17 protein-coding genes are annotated in these 17119 nt (G+C 60.6%); 14 read left to right on the top strand and 3 right to left on the bottom strand.

What is annotated here, in order from left to right:
* Nucleotides 1-98: 98 nt before the first annotated feature.
* Nucleotides 99-2138 (bottom strand): excinuclease ABC subunit UvrB, encoded by a 2040-nt coding sequence (uvrB, locus tag IPM12_13575; GenBank protein MBK9148833.1) that lies wholly within the window; start codon nucleotides 2136-2138, stop codon nucleotides 99-101.
* Nucleotides 2139-2178: 40 nt separating this feature from the next.
* On the opposite strand from uvrB, the gene IPM12_13570 reads away from it, so the two are divergent.
* Both IPM12_13570 and IPM12_13565 read left to right on the top strand, forming a co-directional pair.
* Nucleotides 2179-3273 carry a quinone-dependent dihydroorotate dehydrogenase gene (locus tag IPM12_13570; protein MBK9148832.1) on the top strand — a complete coding sequence of 365 codons (1095 nt, stop codon included), beginning with the start codon at nucleotides 2179-2181 and terminating at the stop codon, nucleotides 3271-3273.
* The gene (locus IPM12_13565; protein MBK9148831.1) at nucleotides 3261-4118 is read left to right on the top strand and encodes a hydroxymethylglutaryl-CoA lyase; all 858 of its coding nucleotides are present in this window, start codon (nucleotides 3261-3263) and stop codon (nucleotides 4116-4118) included. Before IPM12_13570 ends, IPM12_13565 begins: the two co-directional genes overlap by 13 nt.
* 95 nt (nucleotides 4119-4213) lie before the next feature.
* Here IPM12_13565 and IPM12_13560 read toward each other — a convergent pair whose 3' ends face one another.
* Nucleotides 4214-5467: a metallophosphoesterase gene (locus IPM12_13560; GenBank protein ID MBK9148830.1), complete on the bottom strand. Its 1254-nt coding sequence runs from the start codon at nucleotides 5465-5467 to the stop codon at nucleotides 4214-4216.
* A 40-nt stretch (nucleotides 5468-5507) separates the two neighbouring features.
* Entirely contained in the window at nucleotides 5508-7235 is a 1728-nt protein-coding gene (locus tag IPM12_13555; protein ID MBK9148829.1) for a hypothetical protein, read from the bottom strand.
* Here IPM12_13555 and IPM12_13550 point away from each other — a divergent pair.
* The 12 genes from IPM12_13550 to IPM12_13495 all read left to right on the top strand — a co-directional run bounded on the left by IPM12_13550 (nucleotide 7182) and on the right by IPM12_13495 (nucleotide 17108).
* Nucleotides 7182-8630 carry a T9SS type A sorting domain-containing protein gene (locus IPM12_13550; protein MBK9148828.1) on the top strand — a complete coding sequence of 483 codons (1449 nt, stop codon included), beginning with the start codon at nucleotides 7182-7184 and terminating at the stop codon, nucleotides 8628-8630. The genes IPM12_13555 and IPM12_13550 overlap by 54 nt on opposite strands.
* 11 nt (nucleotides 8631-8641) lie before the next feature.
* Nucleotides 8642-9337, top strand: a complete 696-nt coding sequence (locus IPM12_13545; GenBank protein ID MBK9148827.1) for a hypothetical protein — start codon at nucleotides 8642-8644, stop codon at nucleotides 9335-9337.
* Nucleotides 9338-9361: 24 nt separating this feature from the next.
* On the top strand, nucleotides 9362-10459 hold the full coding sequence (locus IPM12_13540; protein MBK9148826.1) for a glycosyltransferase family 4 protein: 1098 nt from the start codon (nucleotides 9362-9364) through the stop codon (nucleotides 10457-10459).
* Nucleotides 10456-11601 (top strand): glycosyltransferase family 4 protein, encoded by a 1146-nt coding sequence (locus IPM12_13535; GenBank protein MBK9148825.1) that lies wholly within the window; start codon nucleotides 10456-10458, stop codon nucleotides 11599-11601. Before IPM12_13540 ends, IPM12_13535 begins: the two co-directional genes overlap by 4 nt.
* On the top strand, nucleotides 11598-12167 hold the full coding sequence (wcaF, locus tag IPM12_13530) for a colanic acid biosynthesis acetyltransferase WcaF (GenBank protein ID MBK9148824.1): 570 nt from the start codon (nucleotides 11598-11600) through the stop codon (nucleotides 12165-12167). The genes IPM12_13535 and wcaF overlap by 4 nt, the downstream gene beginning before the upstream one ends.
* A 2-nt stretch (nucleotides 12168-12169) precedes the next feature.
* The gene (locus tag IPM12_13525; protein MBK9148823.1) at nucleotides 12170-12943 is read left to right on the top strand and encodes a hypothetical protein; all 774 of its coding nucleotides are present in this window, start codon (nucleotides 12170-12172) and stop codon (nucleotides 12941-12943) included.
* A gap of 71 nt (nucleotides 12944-13014) precedes the next feature.
* Nucleotides 13015-13776, top strand: a complete 762-nt coding sequence (locus IPM12_13520) for a glycosyltransferase (GenBank protein ID MBK9148822.1) — start codon at nucleotides 13015-13017, stop codon at nucleotides 13774-13776.
* Nucleotides 13777-13907: 131 nt separating this feature from the next.
* Nucleotides 13908-14447: a hypoxanthine phosphoribosyltransferase gene (hpt, locus tag IPM12_13515; protein MBK9148821.1), complete on the top strand. Its 540-nt coding sequence runs from the start codon at nucleotides 13908-13910 to the stop codon at nucleotides 14445-14447.
* A 23-nt stretch (nucleotides 14448-14470) separates the two neighbouring features.
* On the top strand, nucleotides 14471-15043 hold the full coding sequence (locus IPM12_13510; protein MBK9148820.1) for an adenylate kinase: 573 nt from the start codon (nucleotides 14471-14473) through the stop codon (nucleotides 15041-15043).
* Between the two features lie 93 nt (nucleotides 15044-15136).
* On the top strand, nucleotides 15137-16159 hold the full coding sequence (gene obgE, locus IPM12_13505; protein MBK9148819.1) for a GTPase ObgE: 1023 nt from the start codon (nucleotides 15137-15139) through the stop codon (nucleotides 16157-16159).
* A complete protein-coding gene (locus IPM12_13500; GenBank protein MBK9148818.1) occupies nucleotides 16156-16743 on the top strand; it encodes a phosphatase PAP2 family protein in 588 nt (195 codons plus the stop codon). The genes obgE and IPM12_13500 overlap by 4 nt, the downstream gene beginning before the upstream one ends.
* On the top strand, nucleotides 16740-17108 hold the full coding sequence (locus IPM12_13495; GenBank protein ID MBK9148817.1) for a CrcB family protein: 369 nt from the start codon (nucleotides 16740-16742) through the stop codon (nucleotides 17106-17108). The genes IPM12_13500 and IPM12_13495 overlap by 4 nt, the downstream gene beginning before the upstream one ends.
* Nucleotides 17109-17119 lie beyond the last annotated feature (11 nt).

Here is a 17119-nt window from a genome sequence, read left to right as displayed (position 1 = left end):
AGCACAGGCTACTCTCGGAAGCTCAATGAAGGCCTTGTCGCATGACTTTCGCCGAAGTCATTCACAGCGACGACGATTCGCCCATCATGGCCGACCATCTATGGTTTCTCCAGAGTGCGGAGCTCGATGAGCTTTTGCACCGCGAATAACTCATCGCGCAATTGCGCCGCTGCGATGAAGTCGAGCTCCTTGGCGGCCTTGCGCATCTGTGACTCGAGCAGAGCGGCGTTCTTCTCCAATTGATCGGTGCTCATGAACTGCATCACGGGGTCTGCGGCGAGGCTCAGCTCCGGTTCCGGCTCCAGGTAGGCCTTTGGGGTGGGGCCTTGGATCTCGAGCACCGAGGTCTGCCGCAGCACATCGGCCCTGTCGCGTTTGATCTGTGTGGGGGTGATGCCGTGCTCCTCGTTGTACGCCATCTGCTTGGCACGGCGGCGCTCGGTCTCATCGATGGTGCGCTGCATGCTGTCGGTGATCTTGTCTGCATAGAAGACCACGAGTCCATTGACGTTCCGTGCCGCGCGGCCAGCGGTCTGGGTGAGCGAGCGATTGCTGCGGAGGAATCCCTCCTTGTCCGCATCGAGCACGGCAACCAGGCTCACTTCGGGCAGGTCCAGCCCTTCGCGCAGCAGGTTCACGCCCACGAGGACGTCGATCATGCCCAAGCGCAGTTGGCGCAGGATTTCGATCCGTTCCAGGGTCTCCACGTCGCTATGGATGTATTTGCACTTCACACCATTCCGCTTCAGGAACTCATCAAGCTCCTCAGCCATGCGCTTGGTGAGGGTGGTCACCAGCACGCGCTCGTCTTTCTTGGTCCGGTTGCGGATCTCGTCGAGCAGGTCGTCGATCTGGTCCTTGCTCGGCCGCACTTCAATGGGCGGGTCGAGCAGGCCCGTGGGCCGCACCACTTGCTCCACCACCACGCCCTCACTGCGCTGCAATTCATAGTCAGCTGGCGTGGCGCTAACGAAGAGGGTCTGGCCCATCATGCCTTCGAATTCCTCGAATTTCAGGGGACGATTGTCCATGGCACTGGGCAGGCGGAAGCCATACTCCACCAGGTTGCGCTTACGGCTGCGGTCGCCCCCGTACATGGCCTGCACCTGGCTCACGGTCACATGGCTCTCATCGATCACCATCAGGAAGTCATCCGGGAAGTAGTCGAGCAGGCAGAAGGGGCGCTGGCCCGTGTCTCGCCGATCGAAGTAGCGGCTATAGTTCTCGATGCCGCTGCAATAGCCCAGCTCGCGCATCATTTCCAGGTCGTGGCTCACGCGCTCCTCGAGGCGCTTTGCCTCCAGGTGCTTGCCGATCTCCTGGAAGAAGGCGACTTGCTTCACCATGTCCGCCTGGATGCTGCTGATGGCACCGTTCAGCGTCTCACGGCTGGTCACGAAGATGTTGGCGGGATAGATCGTCACCTGCTCCAAGGTCTCGAGCGTCTTGGTGGTGCTGAGGTCGAAGCGCTCGATGCGCTCCAGTTCATCGCCCCAGAAATGGATGCGGATGCCTTCATCAGCATAGGCGAGGAAGACCTCCACCACATCGCCCTTCACGCGGAAGTTGCCTCGGCCCGGCTCAATGTCCTTGCGGCTGTAAAGCGCCGATACGAAGCGGTGAAGCAGCGCATTGCGGCTCACCTTCATGCCTTTGTCCAGCTCCACCACCGTGTGCTTGAACTCCGCTGGATTGCCGATGCCATAAATGCAGCTCACGCTGGCCACCACGATCACATTGCGCCTTCCGCTCAGCAGCGCGCTCGATGCACTGAGCCGGAGCTTTTCGATCTCGTCATTCACTGAGAGGTCCTTCTCGATGTAGGTGTTGGTGGTGGGCAGGTAGGCCTCGGGCTGGTAGTAGTCGTAATAGCTCACGAAGTACTCCACGCGGTCGTTCGGGAAGAAGTGCTTGAATTCGCCGTAGAGCTGCGCGGCCAGCGTCTTGTTATGACTGAGGATCAGCGTGGGGCGGTCCACTTGCGCGATCACGTTGGCCACAGTGAAGGTCTTGCCCGAACCCGTTACGCCGAGCAACGTCTGTGCGCGCACGCCCTCGCGCAGCCCCTCCACCAGTTGCCGAATGGCCTCCGGCTGGTCGCCGGTGGGTGTGAATTCACTGATGAGCTCGAAGGGCATCGGAAGGGCCGCGAAGGTACCGGGCTACATTCGCCCGCCGATGTACGCGCTGCTCCGTCCACTGCTCTTCCTGCTCCCTCCGGAGCGCGCCCATCACCTCACCTTCCGTCTGCTCGGAATCGCATCGCGCATTCCCGGCATGCTGGCGCTCGTGGGCGGCGCGAAACCGCCCCGTGACGCAGCCACCGACGTGATGGGCTTACACTTCCCATCGCCCGTTGGCCTCGCCGCAGGCATGGACAAGGATGCCAAGCACGTGCATGCCCTCGCACGCATCGGCTTCGGATTCATCGAAGTGGGCACGCTCACGCCCAGGTCCCAACCGGGCAATCCGCAGCCGCGGCTATTCAGATTGAAGAAGGACCGTGCGCTGATCAACCGCATGGGCTTCAACAACGGCGGCGTTCATGCAGCGGTGGATCGATTGCGCCATCGGAGGCCCGGCATCATCGTCGGCGGGAACATCGGGAAGAACAAGGACACGCCGAATGAGCGGGCCATCGACGACTACATCGCCTGCTTCAATGCGCTCCATGGCGTGGTGGACTACTTCGTGGTGAACGTGAGCAGCCCCAATACGCCCGGTCTGCGAGCCCTGCAGGAGAAAGGGCCGTTGTTGGAGATTCTTCGGGCGTTGATGGAACTCAGCCAGAATAAGGCGAATGGCGAAAAGCGAATGGTGAGCGGGGTAGACCATTCACCAGTCGCCAATGACCATTCACCAGCGCGTTCCAAACCCATCCTTCTCAAGATCGCCCCGGACCTCACCGATGGCCAATTGGACGACATCGTGAGCGTGGTGAAAGAGAGCGGCATCGCTGGGGTGATCGCTACCAACACTACGATTGCGCGTGCAGGGCTGCGTACGACGCAAGCTGAACTGGAATCCATCGGCGCTGGCGGATTGAGTGGTGCACCTGTCCGGGCGCGCAGCACGGAGGTGATCACCTGCTTGCGCGAGCGCCTGCCGAGGCCCATCGTTATCATCGGAGTGGGCGGCATCGATTCATGGGAGGCGGCGAAGGAGAAGCTTGAAGCGGGCGCCGACCTCGTGCAGGTGTACACAGGGCTGGTGTACGAAGGGCCATCCTTGGTGAATCGCATCAACAAGTCTTTCGCGGCATGGAGAAGGTGAAGCTCATCGAATGCCCGCGCGACGCCATGCAAGGCATCGTGCCCTTCATTCCCACGGAGGTGAAGGTGCGCTACTTGAACGAACTGCTGCGCGTTGGCTTCGATACCATCGATATCGGCAGCTTCGTGAGCCCGAAGGCCATCCCGCAATTGGCCGATACCGCCGAGGTGCTTTCCCGCATCGACACGAGCGAGACGAGGAGCAAATTGCTCGTGATCGTGGCCAACGAGCGCGGCGCGGAGGAAGCCGTGAAGCAGCCTAGCGTCACCTATCTCGGCTATCCCTTCAGCATCAGCGAGACCTTCCAGCAGCGCAACACGAACACGAGCATCGAGGGCAGCTGGAGCCGCATCGCACGCATCGCGGAGATCACGCGCGCAGGAGGCAAGGAGCTCGTGGTCTATATCAGCATGGCCTTCGGCAATCCGTATGGCGATCCTTGGAGCGCGGACGTGGCCCTGCACTGGGTCAATCGCCTCACGAGCGAGTTGGGCGTGCGCATCATCGCTCTCAGCGATACCGTCGGCGTGGCACGGCCCGGTGATATCTCCTCGATTTTCTCAGCGCTCATTCCTGCATTGCCCGCTGTCGAGTTCGGCGCCCACCTGCATTGCACCCCCGACAACTGGCAATCGAAGACCGATGCCGCTTGGAACGCCGGCTGCCGCCGTTTCGATGGCGCCATCAAGGGCTACGGCGGCTGCCCGATGGCCGAGGATGATCTCGTAGGCAACCTGCAGATGGAGGTGTTCGCACGGAGCTTGGAAGAGCGCGGGGTGCGAACGGGGCTCGACTTCCAGCAGTTGGATCGCTGCGTGATGGAGGCGGGGAAGGTGTTTCCTTGACAAGGAACAGAAGAACCGCAGAACAGCGAACAGGAGAGCAAGGAAGGAAGCCCACCTCTGGTGCAGCCTTAGCTGTTCCGCGGTTCTTCGGTTCGTTAAGCCTTCACCAGTTCCAGCACCGTGATCTCCGGCGGCATGCCCACGCGCCCGGGGAATCCGATGAAGCCGAAGCCGCGGTTCACGTAGAGTTGCTGCTCGCCTTCGGCATAGAGCCCCGCCCAGTGCTTGTACACCCATTGCGCTGGGCTGTAGGTGGTGCTGCCGAGTTTCACGCCCAATTGCGCGCCATGCGTGTGGCCGCTCAGCGTGAGGTCGATGCCCGTGCCCTGCACTTGATGCTCCCAATGCGTGGGGTCGTGGCTCATGAGGATGCGATAGGGGAAGGCTTCGGTGCCGCGGATCGTCTTTTGCAAGTCGCCATATTGCTGGAAGCGGTGCCCCCAATTCTGCACGCCGAGCAGTCCGATGCGTTCGCCGTTGCGCTCCAGTGGCAAGTGCTCATCGAGCAACAAACGGAAGCCCATCTCGGCATGGATGCGCTTGAGCTTCTCGAGATTCTTGGCCTTCAGCTCGGGGCTATCCCACTTCGGATAATCGCTGTAGTCGTGGTTGCCGAGGATGGAGAACTTGCCGAGCGGCGCTTGCAGCCGAGCCAATTCAGCGATGAAAAGCTCGGCTTCCTCTGCGAAGTCGTTCACCAGATCACCGGTGAATAGGATCAGATCCGGTTTCTCGGCCATGATCAGGTCCACGCCGTTGCGCACGATGCTCATGTCGCCACCGTAGCTGCCCAGGTGCATGTCGCTGATCTGCACCACGCGCAGGCCATTGAAGGCATCGGGCAGCTTGTTGCTTCTTATGGGCACGCGGGCCAGGTTGAAATTACGCCGGCCTTTGGTGACGCCGTAGAGCACGCCCGCGAAGGGCACTACCGAGACGATCAGGCCCAGTTGGCTCAGGAAGCGCGCGCGGTCGATGCCCTCACCGGCGGCATCCACCGGTCCAGGTGTGAGCTTGTCCCATCCCCAACGCACCAGATGCAGCAGGTCGTCGAGGCCATGGAAGACCACCATGACGATCTTGGGCAGGAAGAAGAGCAGGAAGAGCGCCACCATGCTGAAGGCGAAGCTGTGGTCGCGCCTCGCCTCAGGGTCGCGGAAGTTGATGGCCACGTACACGATCATGCCCAGCAGTCCGATGCTGATGACCCAATAGAGGAAGCGGAAAATTCGTCGCAAGGCCATGCTGTGATTCGCGAGCGCACTATTCACACCTTTGTAGGCATACAGGTCGATGGCGATGAGCACCACCAGGAAGATCATGAAGTTGCGAAGGGCAGCAGGGGACATGGGGGCGAAGGTATCGGGGGTGTGGGGCGGGGCTTGAAGTTCAACGTCGTTGATACACATCGCCCCAAGCTTGTCCGGATCGGAAGCTGGCTAATCGGACGAAACCGGACTCCTTCAATTCATCAGGCAGTTCTTTTCGGGATTGATAATCAACGAAGGCGTATTCCGCGTTGGGCATAGGCTCCGATGCGCAGCGACTGAACGTCATGGAGCCATCCAGGTATCCAGCCTCTGGATGCGTCATGTAGTGAACATCGGCGAATGAAGCCATGATGCGAGCTTCTTGCATGCCCTGTTGAGCACAATAACGGATGCGCTCCTTGTGAATCGTGATAGCATCGCGGTAGTTCAGCCTGGTATCGCCCACATGGCCGTCACCTCCAATGGAGAAGAGCAGGATGGCCGCGATGATCGCTGATGCGGCCGGAAGCGTCCAGGTCCTGCTCGCGAAACCTGAAGCACGCAGGCTGGCTAGCACGCCAATCACAAGGAATGGATGGATGGGCAACAGGTACCGTGGTGTGTAAAAGTTCAAGGAACTGAACGCCCAAAGCCCGATGCAAAGAATGCCGAACAGGAAAACAGGAACGTGAAGCCGGCTATCTGCCCGGCGGATGAGCAGCGAGAACGAACCGATGCCTATCGCCAGGGCGACAAGGACCGCAGGGAGCAGGAGGGAATCGGGAACCGGCCATCGGCCCCATAGCACCTTGATTGCGGCAACGCACCCGAATGCGGACAATACGCTGAGCGCTGCGCCGCGGCGCACCAGTAGCAATGGTGCTGCAATGCTGCCCGCCAGGGTCAGGTACTGGAGGCCCTCCGACTCGAATGCAGTGGTGAATGCCAGTCTGGCCTTGTAAGCAATGTCCTCACGAGACCAGGTGATCATCTCAACATGCTCAGGGAAGAGTACCCATCCAAAACTCCACCATTGCAATGCGAAGTAGGACCCAGCGATAGCGACTGGCAGCCACAGCAGCACCATCCATCGGAGCCAAGCCCTTCGTTCCGGCCAGCCGCTGCTATCGAAGCGCGACCACACGTGAGTCAGTACCAAAGCAATTACCAGCACAATGGCAGTTTCCTTGGTCCAGAGTGCGAGCACGCAGCTAGTGACGTACAGCCATCGCAGACGCGAGAGATAGGCCGTGACAGCGAGGGTCATCAACAATGCAAGCAGCGTTTCAGGAAGCAGTTGGCCACTTTGCGCAAGCAGCATCTCGTTAGCTGCAATAAGGAGCGCTGCGGAAGCTCCCAGCCACTCACCACCCAGCCATGAGCCCAGCCAGTAGGAAGCGAGAAGAAGCAGGATGGTGATGCAGAGCGGGAGGCCGTGCATCGCCGTGAAGGAGTCGCCGAATGCGCTCATCCAAAGAGCTCCGAGTGCATGGAAGAAAAGAGGATGCCCGCGGGAAAGTTCCGGCGGTATGGCCCATGGAAGTATGCTGATGCCATTCTCCTGCATGGCTTTCACCGCAGGCGCGTATACCCATGCCTCATCCCAGTAATAGGGCAGGCCCAAGTACGGCAGCTTGAACAGGATGAAGGCGAATACAACGAGAAGGAGAACCGCGCGGGCCATCCATGCTTCGCGCAGCGCAACCGCCTCTCTCACGAATGCGGACGAGTGCGGCGCTGTGTGCATGGGGCGAAAGTAGCGGGCGGACTTTGGCGACGAATCAACGGTCACATCGGTAACTTCGCGATCCTCATGCGCCCTGCCACAGTGCCTTCTCTCCTCCTTTACATCTGTGCCGCGCTTCATGCTTTTTCCGCAACTGGTCAATCCACTTGGCGCAGGACCTACGGCGCATCCGGCTCCGATAGTGGAGCGAGCGTGATTTCCTGTTCGAATGGTGGATTTCTTGTTGCTGGGAGCACGGGCAGCTTCGGAAACGGATCGGGCGATGTCTATCTGCTTCGGTTGGATGATGGCGGCGTGGTTCTATGGTCTCGCTATTTCGGCGGGCCGGATGTTGATCAGGCCGTGGCATGCGCGGAGGTCGACGGCGGATTCGCCATCGCCTGCACAGTTGGTGATGGGGAGCACGGGAGCTATGATATGCGGCTGATTCGCACGAACGGCGCCGGTGATGTTCTGTGGGATGCCGATTACGGAGATGCGGATTGGGACCTTTGTCGGGGCATGGCGGTTCTTGAGGATGGCTTTCTGCTTCATGGTGTTTCATTCAGTGAAGCGGCGCCCCAAGGAGCAGGTGTCGCCATCCGAGTCGATTGGGATGGGGACCCGGTCTGGAGCTACACGCAAGAAGCTCCTTTCTTCACGGAGTTCAATGGTGCGGCAGTTCGGACGGATGGCACGATCGCGCTAGCTGGCCGCCGGACCGTTGATGAAGGAGACGATGATGGTTTGCTTTTACTGCTCGACGCGGACGGTGCTCAACTTTGGGAAGCCATATGGACGGAGCCTGCTGACGTGTCTTTCGGTGACGTTGCCGTTGGGAACACTGGCAACCTTGTTGTTTGCGGGCGTTCAAGGGTAGGCTCAGCAGCACAGAAGATCATGCTTGCAGGTTATAATGGGGCTGGTGGCTTCCTTTGGGATCGCTATATCGGGAACGACACGGACGCAGGGGCTACAGCGATTCAGCGCGCCCACGGATCCGGGTTCGTGTTCACCGGGTACACTACGGTTGGCTCCAATGCCGATATGATTCTTACACGAGTAGCGGATGAAGGGTGGTTCATTTCTGGATCCAACTACGGAGAGGGCAACCTGTCCATGGGCCTTGGGGTCGATTCAGTAGCGGGTGCAGGATATGTGGTCGCTGGCTGGATTGAGGGCTCTGGCCCTGGACCTCGAGCTGTATTCGTCGTGAGAACAGATGAGGACGCGTTCACGGCTTCGAATACGATCACCACGTACCTGGATCCAGTTGGCCTAGCCGATTTTCATGAGCCTGCCAATAGTCTCGTCTATCCGAACCCGGTTTCGAGTGGCAGCCTTTTGTCGATAGGCGTAGCGCAAGAGCCGCGCACGTGGGAGTTGATTTCGATCGTTGGATCGATCGTAAGTTCCGGAACGTTATCGGCAGGCCAGAAGCAGATCACTGTTCCGGATTTGCGACCTGGCTTCTATGAGTTGGTCGTTGGGTCTGACCATCTCCACCAGATGCGTCAGAGCTTGGTGATCGAGTGATGCTCCTCTCCATGCCCCCCCTTCTCCTCCTCCACGCCCTCTTCGGCTTCGTTGCCCTGATCGTGGCGCCTTTGGCCATGCTCTCGCGCAAGGGCGGCGATTGGCACCGGCGCTGGGGCAGGGCCTACTTCTGGAGCATGGCGATGGTGGCTGTAACCGGAATCGGGCTCGGTGTGGTGCGTGAGAATTGGCTAATGGCCATGGTGGCGGTGTTCGCCTTCCACATGATTGCCAGCGGCTACCGGGCGCTTTACCTGAAAAGGCTGCACGAGGGCCAGCGCCCGCAGCTCATGGACCGCATCCTCATGATCTCGGCCGGCATCGTCAACAGCGGGATCTTCCTCTGGGGCGCGGTCAACCTGGCGCTCGGCCATCGCACCAGCGGCCCCATCATCTTCACGGCATTCGGCATCATCGGGCTGCTCTTCGTATGGCGCGATTTCCAGCGCTTTTACAGCCACAACAACGATAAGCGCGCATGGCTCTATGCGCACATCACCGGTTTCCTCGGCGGCTACATCGCCACGGTCTCGGCCTTCAGCGCGGTGAATCTGGAGATGCTCCAGCCGCGCTGGCTGCAATGGCTCTGGCCCACGCTGATCGGGGTTCCGCTCATCATGCTCTGGGTGAGGCACTATCGGCGCAAGTTCGCGGCGGGCGGGCGTTCGCGCACTCTCTTCGATATCCGTATCCGCGTGCAGCGCTGACCATCGGCGGATACCTTGGCCGCCGTGAGCCGTAGCGCCCGAACCACCATCCTGGTGCTCTACACCGAGCTGGCGCCATATGTGCTGTCCTGCCTCAATGCGCTGGTGGAGCAGGCCGATGCGGATATCCATCTGGTGCGCTGGCCCGTGAACAAGGAAGCGCCCTTCACCCTGGCTTTCCACCCGCGCATCACCGTTCATGAACGTGCATCGCTCGCCGGAGGTGCACTTGTGGATCTCGTCGCGCGAATTCGACCGGCGCTCACGATCACCAGCGGCTGGGTTGACAAGGACTACCTGCGCGCTGCTGCTGAAGCGAAGCGATCGGGTGGCGTTTCCACCATCGCCCTCGATACCGCCTGGCGCGGCCATTGGAAGCAATGGGCCAATGCGCTCATCGCGCGCATCCGCTTGCATCGTTCGTTCACGCACGCATGGGTCACGGGCAAGGCCCAGGCGGAGTACGCGCGCCGACTCGGTTTCGGGACGGACAGGATCCGCACCGGCTTCTATTCCGCGGACACCGCGCTCTTCCTGCCGCTGGGCGAGCGGATCCTGGCCATGCGCAACGAGCAGTGGCCGCATCGGCTGCTCTGTGTGGCGCGCTACATCCCCACCAAGGGCCATCAATTGCTCTGCGATGCCTTCGCAGAGCTATGCGATGAAGAGGACGCGGGTGATTGGCAGCTGTGGATCGCAGGCACCGGCGAGTTGCATGATCAGGTGAAGGCTTCGTCGTCGGGCCGGCATGCGCGCATCACCCACCTCGGCTTCAAGCAGCCGGATGAGATGCGGGCGATCGTGGAACAGGCCGGCGCCTTCGTTCTGCCGAGCACCTATGAGCCGTGGGGCGTGGTGGTGCATGAACATGCATGCGCAGCGCTGCCGCTCGTTCTCAGCTCCGCCGTGGGCGCTTCCGAGCGCTTCTTGAAGGAGGGCGGGAACGGATTCCGATTCATCGCCGGCGACAAGTCATCGCTGAAGACAGCGTTGCGCATGCTCATTCTCAGCCATGATGTTGAATTGCGCGCCATGGGTCAGCGCAGCTTGGAACTGGGCAGATCGTGGAGTCCTGAATTGTGGGCTGAAACGGCTGCTGAACTCATGAATGGTCGCCGATGAGCAAGAAGCCCCAAGTGCTCGCCTTCATCGATTGGTACAAGCCCTTCTTCAAGGCGGGCGGCCCGGTGCGCAGCATGGTGAACCTGGTCGATCACCTGCACGATCGCGTCGACTTCCACATCGTCACTGGCGATAGGGACTATACCGCGAACGCCTCGCCCGAGGATCTGCCGAAGGATCAATGGGTCGAGCAATACAAGGGCGAGCGCGTTTGGTACGCTTCACCCGCACAGCGGACACTGAAGCAATGGCGCGCGCTGCTGAAGGAGCGCGCGTGGGACGTGGTGTACATCAATGGCCTTTACTCGAAGTGGAGCACCATCGCGCCATTGTGGCTGCTGCGCGGATCGAAGCAGCGCCGCATCGTGGCGGTGCGCGGCATGCTGGCACGCGGCCCCATGAAGCAGAGCCCGGGGAAGAAGCGCGCCTTCCTTCTGGCCATGAAGACCACCGGCTGCTTCAAGGGCGTGGAGTTCCAGGCCACCAATGCTGAAGAAGCAGAGGACATCAAGCGCTGGATCGGCAGGGACGCGAAAGTGCACCTGGTGCCCAACCTCGGCCGCAAGCTCGAAGCGAAGGAGCCAACTGCCATCGACAAGCGGCCCGGAGTGTTGCGGTTGGTGAGCGTGGGCCGCATAGCACCGGAGAAGAATACGCTCTTCGCCATCGAACGGCTGCGCGGCCTGCAAGGCGATATCCGCTTCGACCTCTACGGCACCGTGTACGATCAGGCGTATTGGAAGCGTTGCCAGGACGCCGTCGCGAAGTTGCCACCGGACACGAAGGTGCTGTGGCACGATCACATTGCTGAGGATCACGTGCGCGGCGTGATCGAGCAGGCGCATGCGGTCTTCATGCCCAGCGTGGGCGAGAACTTCGGGCACACCATGCTCGAGGCACTGGTGGCCGGCCGGCCGCTGCTCATCAGCGACCGCACGCCATGGAAGGAACTGGAAGCGAAGCATGCCGGTTGGGACCTTCCACTGGAGCAGCCTGAGCGGTTCGAGCGTGTGGTCGCCCAGCTGCTGGCCTTGGACCAAACGGGCTACAATGCATGGCTGCTGGGCGCGGCAGCGCTGGGTCAACGATATTTGGCCGATACATCGAGCCTAGAACGGAGCCTCGCCCTCTTCTCCCGATGAACGCGCGCCCCACCGTCGACCTGTCCCGCTTCGACAACTCGAAGACCTTCGATCCCGGCGCGGGCGTGGTGAAGCGCACGCTCTGGTACTTCACCAACGCGCTCTTCTTCCTCAATCCGCTCTTTCCGTTGCGGTCGCCCAAGCCTTACTTGCTGCGCCTGTTCGGGGCCCGGGTGGGGACGGGGGTGGTCATCCATCCGGGCGTGAACATCAAGTTCCCGTGGAAGCTGCGCATCGGCGATCATTGCTGGATCGGCCAGCGCGTGTGGCTTGACAACCTCGATATGCTCACCATCGGCAATAACGTCGTCATCAGTCAGGGTGCCATGATCATTCAAGGCAGCCACGATTACAAGAAGGTCGATTACCCGACTTACAGCAAGCCCGTGGTTCTTGAGGACGGTAGTTGGGTTGGAGCAGGGGCCATCATCACGCTCGGCGTAACATTGAAGAGCCATAGCGTGCTGGCTGTAGGCAGCGTGGCCACCAAGGACCTAGAGGCGTACACGATCTATCAGGGGAATCCGGCGGTGGCGGTGCGGGAACGGGTGATTGCTCAAGGCTGACCATGCAAGTGGGGAAGTGGTCGCTGTCGTTTGGGCTGGGTGCAGCATTGACGGCGGGCGTCTTTCTCGTTGCGCCGCAGTTCCGTTCTCGAACGCTCGTGGTGCCTCCTTGGCATCCGTTCGATCTGAGGTGTGACCTCACTCTGGACGATCTAGTTGCTGATGGGTATCGCGTCTCGGACATGCCGTGTGGCATGGTGCATTTCTCGAAGTCTGTTGGAGACACGACCATCCGATATTTCATAAACATCCAATGTGAGACATACGAAGGCAAGTACGAATCTCAGGAGCTGATTTTCCTCGAATCGGACGAATCGGAGGTGATTCCCTCGTTTGATCAGGTGCCCGATACCAGCCGTGTAGAGAACTCCACTTACGAAGCAAATTATTGGGGTGAGGAAGCCGCGCTGAATCCCTATTGGCCTTTTGACGCGGACAGCGTGCGCAAGTGCTACCAGCACCACTACTGGAGGCATTATTGGTTCACGATGGCAGCAATCGACAGCATGGCCATCCGCAGCTTCGTGAAGCAACACGGAGGTGACATCATTTGCGAGCAATGGAACTGCTCTAAAGGAGGTCAATTGGTTGTTCATTACGCCCCAAACCAGCTGACCTTCATCTGCACGATCGGACAAGAGCAAGATCAAGAAGGCCGGCTATTGCCTTGGGAATTTGAGATGATCACCAGTATCCCGTTCATTGACCACACTCGCTCTGAGGAACATTCGAAGCGCGAGCGGAAACGCTCGGCCTACTATGGCTGGGATCAGTGAGCGGTAAACACTCAAACACCCAACCTGTCGTTGCGACCGGAGTGAAGCACTAATCCACAACCTGCCTTGAATTGAAAGTCACCCTCATCACCGTCTGTCGAAACGTGGCTCTCGTGATCGCGGAGACGCTCGATAGCGTGCTTGGCCAGACGCATTCGGACATCGAACTCATCGTGATCGATGGCGCGAGCACGGACGGCACGGTTGAGATCCTGGAGCGTTATCGCAGCGCGCCGGGTAAGCGCGGCATCGATATCCTCGTGAGCGAGCCCGACAAGGGCATCTACGACGCCATGAACAAGGGCCTAGCGCGCGCCACGGGCGATGTCATCGGCTTCGTGAACGCCGGTGATCAGCTCATGACTAAGGACACCATCGCGCAAGTGGTCGCGGCTTTCCAGCGCAGCCACACCGATGCCGTCTATGGCGACATCATCATGGTCGATGAGAAGGACATCTTCCGTGTGCACCGCACCTGGCTCAGCGGCACTTACCACCGCGAGAACTTCCGCAAGGGCTGGATGCCGCCGCACGTGGGCACCTTCATCCGCAAGAGCGTGTACGACCGCTTCGGCCACTTCAACACGGATCTGCGCATCGGCGCCGACTACGAGATCCTGCTGCGCTTCCTGTACAAGCACCAAGTGCCCACCATCCATCTACGCGAAGTGCTCGTGCGCTTCAGGTTGGGCGGCATGAGCAATGGCAACCTGAAGCTCATCCTGCGCGCCAATCGCGAGGTGCGCCGCTCATGGGGCCTCAATGGGCTGAAGGCGCCGCCGTTGCTTGTCACCCGCAAGCTCTGGAGCAAGGTGATGCAGTTCTTTCATTGAGTGCGGATTGCTGGTTGCTGCCGGCGCGCGGGCCTGTTTATTGGTTGGAAGTTGATGGTTGCCGCTGTCAATCCTCACCCTCAACCTCTTCAATCTTCAACCCTCAACCTCTAGACCTACCTTCGCCGCCCATGAGCCGGGTGCGCCTGCACGACAAGGACTTCGAGCCCTTCATTCCAGAGAGCGAGGTGAGCGCCGCCATCGATCGTGTGGCCACCCGCATGGAGCAGGAGCTTGCGGGGAAGCGGCCCCTCTTCATCGGTGTGCTCAACGGCGCATTCTTCTTCGCCGCTGAATTGGTGAAGCGCCTGGGCATCGAGTGCGAGGTCACCTTCGTGAAGGTGGCCAGCTACCACGGCACCCGGAGCACCGGCAAGGTGAGCGATCTCATCGGCCTGAGCGAGCGCATCGAGGGCCGTCATGTCGTGGTGCTCGAGGATATCGTGGACACCGGAAGCACCATCCGCCACATCATGGACGCGTTGGCCGAGCACCATCCCGCCAGCGTGCGCATCGCTGCATTGCTCTTCAAGCCCGATGCCTACAAGCAGGAGATCCCCATCGATTTCGTGGCGCTCAACATCCCCAACGCCTTCGTGGTGGGCAGCGGCCTCGACCACGACGGACTGGGTCGCAACCTGCCCGGCATCCTCAAGATCGCAGAACCCTGAGCCGCAAGGCGCTTTCACCAGACATGAGCAAACTGAACATCGTCCTCTTCGGCCCTCCGGGCGCCGGCAAGGGCACACAGAGTGAATTCCTCATCAATCGATACAACCTCGTGCACCTGAGCACGGGCGATATCCTCCGCGCCGAGAAGGATGCGGGCACCGAGCTTGGCCTGATGGCGCAGGAGATCATGGGCCGAGGCGAGCTCGTCAGCGACGACATCGTGATCGGCATGATCCGCAACAAGATCGAAGCGAACAACGATGCCCAGGGCTTCATCTTCGATGGCTTCCCGCGCACCAAGGCACAGGCCGAAGCGCTCGACGGCATGCTGAACGCGAAGAGCGAGCCCATCACGGTGATGCTCGCGCTCGAAGTTCCCGAGGAGGAACTGGTGAAGCGCCTCTTGGGCCGTGGCGCCACCAGCGGCCGCGCCGACGACCGCGACGAGGCCGTGATCCGCACCCGCATCCGCGAGTACGAGGGCAAGACCGCGCCGCTGAAGGACTACTATTCGGCCCAAGGCAAGTTCAAGGCGATCGATGGGGTGGGCAGCATCGAGGAGATCACCCAGCGGTTGATTCAAGCTGTTGGTTGAGGGTTTTATCGAGATGGAGGTTGAATGACGATTCCCAGGGCAGAGACAACCTTCAGCCTTCAACCCCAAACCCTCCACCTGCGACCGAACGGGATGAACTTCATCGACCACATACGCATCGAGGCCCGCTCTGGCAAGGGCGGCAAAGGCAGCGCGCACCTGCGCCGGGAGAAGTACATGCCCAAGGGAGGTCCGGATGGCGGCGATGGCGGCAAAGGCGGCGATGTGATCCTGCGCGGCAACAGCCAGCTGTGGACCCTGCTGCACCTGCGTTACACCAAGCATGTGATCGCTGAGGACGGTGCCATGGGCACCAGCAATCAGAGCAGCGGGCTGAGCGGCAAGGATGTGGTGATCGAGGTGCCTCTGGGCACCGTGGCCAAGGACGATGAGACCGGAGAAACGCTCTTCGACATCACCGAGCATGGGCAGGAGGTGATCCTGCTAAAGGGCGGCCGCGGAGGGCTCGGCAACCAGCACTTCCACAGCAGCACCTTCCAGACCCCGCGCTTCGCGCAGCCCGGCGAACCCGGTCAGCAGAAGTGGTTCAAGCTGGAGCTGAAGGTGCTGGCCGATGTGGGCCTCGTGGGATTCCCGAATGCCGGCAAGAGCACCTTGCTCAGCGTGATCACGGCCGCCAAGCCGAAGATCGCCGACTATGCCTTCACCACGCTCACGCCCAACCTGGGCATGGTGCCCTACCGCGATGGACAGAGCTTCGTGATGGCCGATATCCCCGGCATCATCGAGGGTGCGCATGAAGGCAAGGGACTCGGCCTGCGCTTCCTTCGCCACATCGAACGCAACAGCGTGCTGCTCTTCATGGTGCCGGCCGACAGTAACGACATCAAGCACGACTACCGCGTGCTGGTGAATGAGCTGAAGGAGTACTCGCCGGAGTTGCTCGACAAGGACCGCCTGCTCGCCATCACCAAGTGCGACATGCTCGATACGGTGATGATGGAGCAACTGCGCAAAGAGCTGCCGAAGGACGTGGACAGCGTGCTCATCAGCAGCGTGGCGCGCATCGGCCTCGATGAACTGAAGGACAAGCTCTGGAAGCTGTTGCACCGGCCCGTGGAGCAGCGGTCGCAATTCCCGGAGTGGAGCGCATGAGCATTTGGGAACGCCTCGACGCCATCGACCGCGAGGCCTTCCTGGCGATCAACGGCGCGCATTCCCCGTTCTTTGATGATCTCATGGAAGCCGCCAGCAGCATGGTGCTGTGGTTCCCGGTCTATGCCTTCTTCCTCTGGGTCATCCTCAAGCGGCATGGCGATCGCGCGGTGCTCTGGTCGCTGCCGCTGATCGCGGTCATGATCCTCTTCAGCGACAAAGGCTCTGTGGTGCTCTTCAAGGAAACGGTGGAGCGCCTGCGGCCTTGCCACGAGCCATCGCTCACAGGACTTGTCCACTTGGTTTACAAGGATTGCGGAGGTCAATTCGGCTTCGTGTCCTCGCACGCCAGCAATCACTTCGCCATCGCGGTATTCATGATCAGCGTCCTCAACCGCAGCCCGCGCTGGGCGGTGTCGGCCTTGCTCGCATGGGCCGGGATCATTGCCTATAGCCGCGTCTATCTCGGCGTGCATTACCCCGGCGATGTGCTGGTGGGCGGCCTCTATGGGGCAACGATAGGTTCACTTTCGGCGCTCACCTTTCACCGCGTCATCGCGAAGCCACGACCTTCGACGGCATGAACACTTGGATCGCGATCTTCATCGGTGGCGGCCTCGGCAGCGTGGCGCGCTTCGGCATTACGCGCTTGGTGCTGGCCATCGGCCTGAAGGGCGCCTTCCCCTGGGCCACGCTCCTCTCCAATGTGCTCGCCACGGGGATACTCGCATGGCTCATTCTCCGCATGCAGCCTCAGTTCGAGGGCCGCGATGCGCTCAAGGCCATGCTTGCTGTCGGTTTCTGCGGCGGCTTCAGCACCTTCAGCACCTTCAGCTATGAGAACTTCCTGCTGCTGCGCGAAGGGCAGACATTGATGGCAGCAGCCAACATCGTCATGAGCGTGGTCGCTTGCCTGGCCGTGTTCCATATCGTTGCACGCAGTGCGTAATCCAACGGTTC

Source organism: Flavobacteriales bacterium, assembly GCA_016716605.1.
GTDB lineage: Bacteria > Bacteroidota > Bacteroidia > Flavobacteriales_F > PHOS-HE28 > PHOS-HE28.
This window is presented reverse-complemented; position numbering and strand designations above follow the sequence as displayed.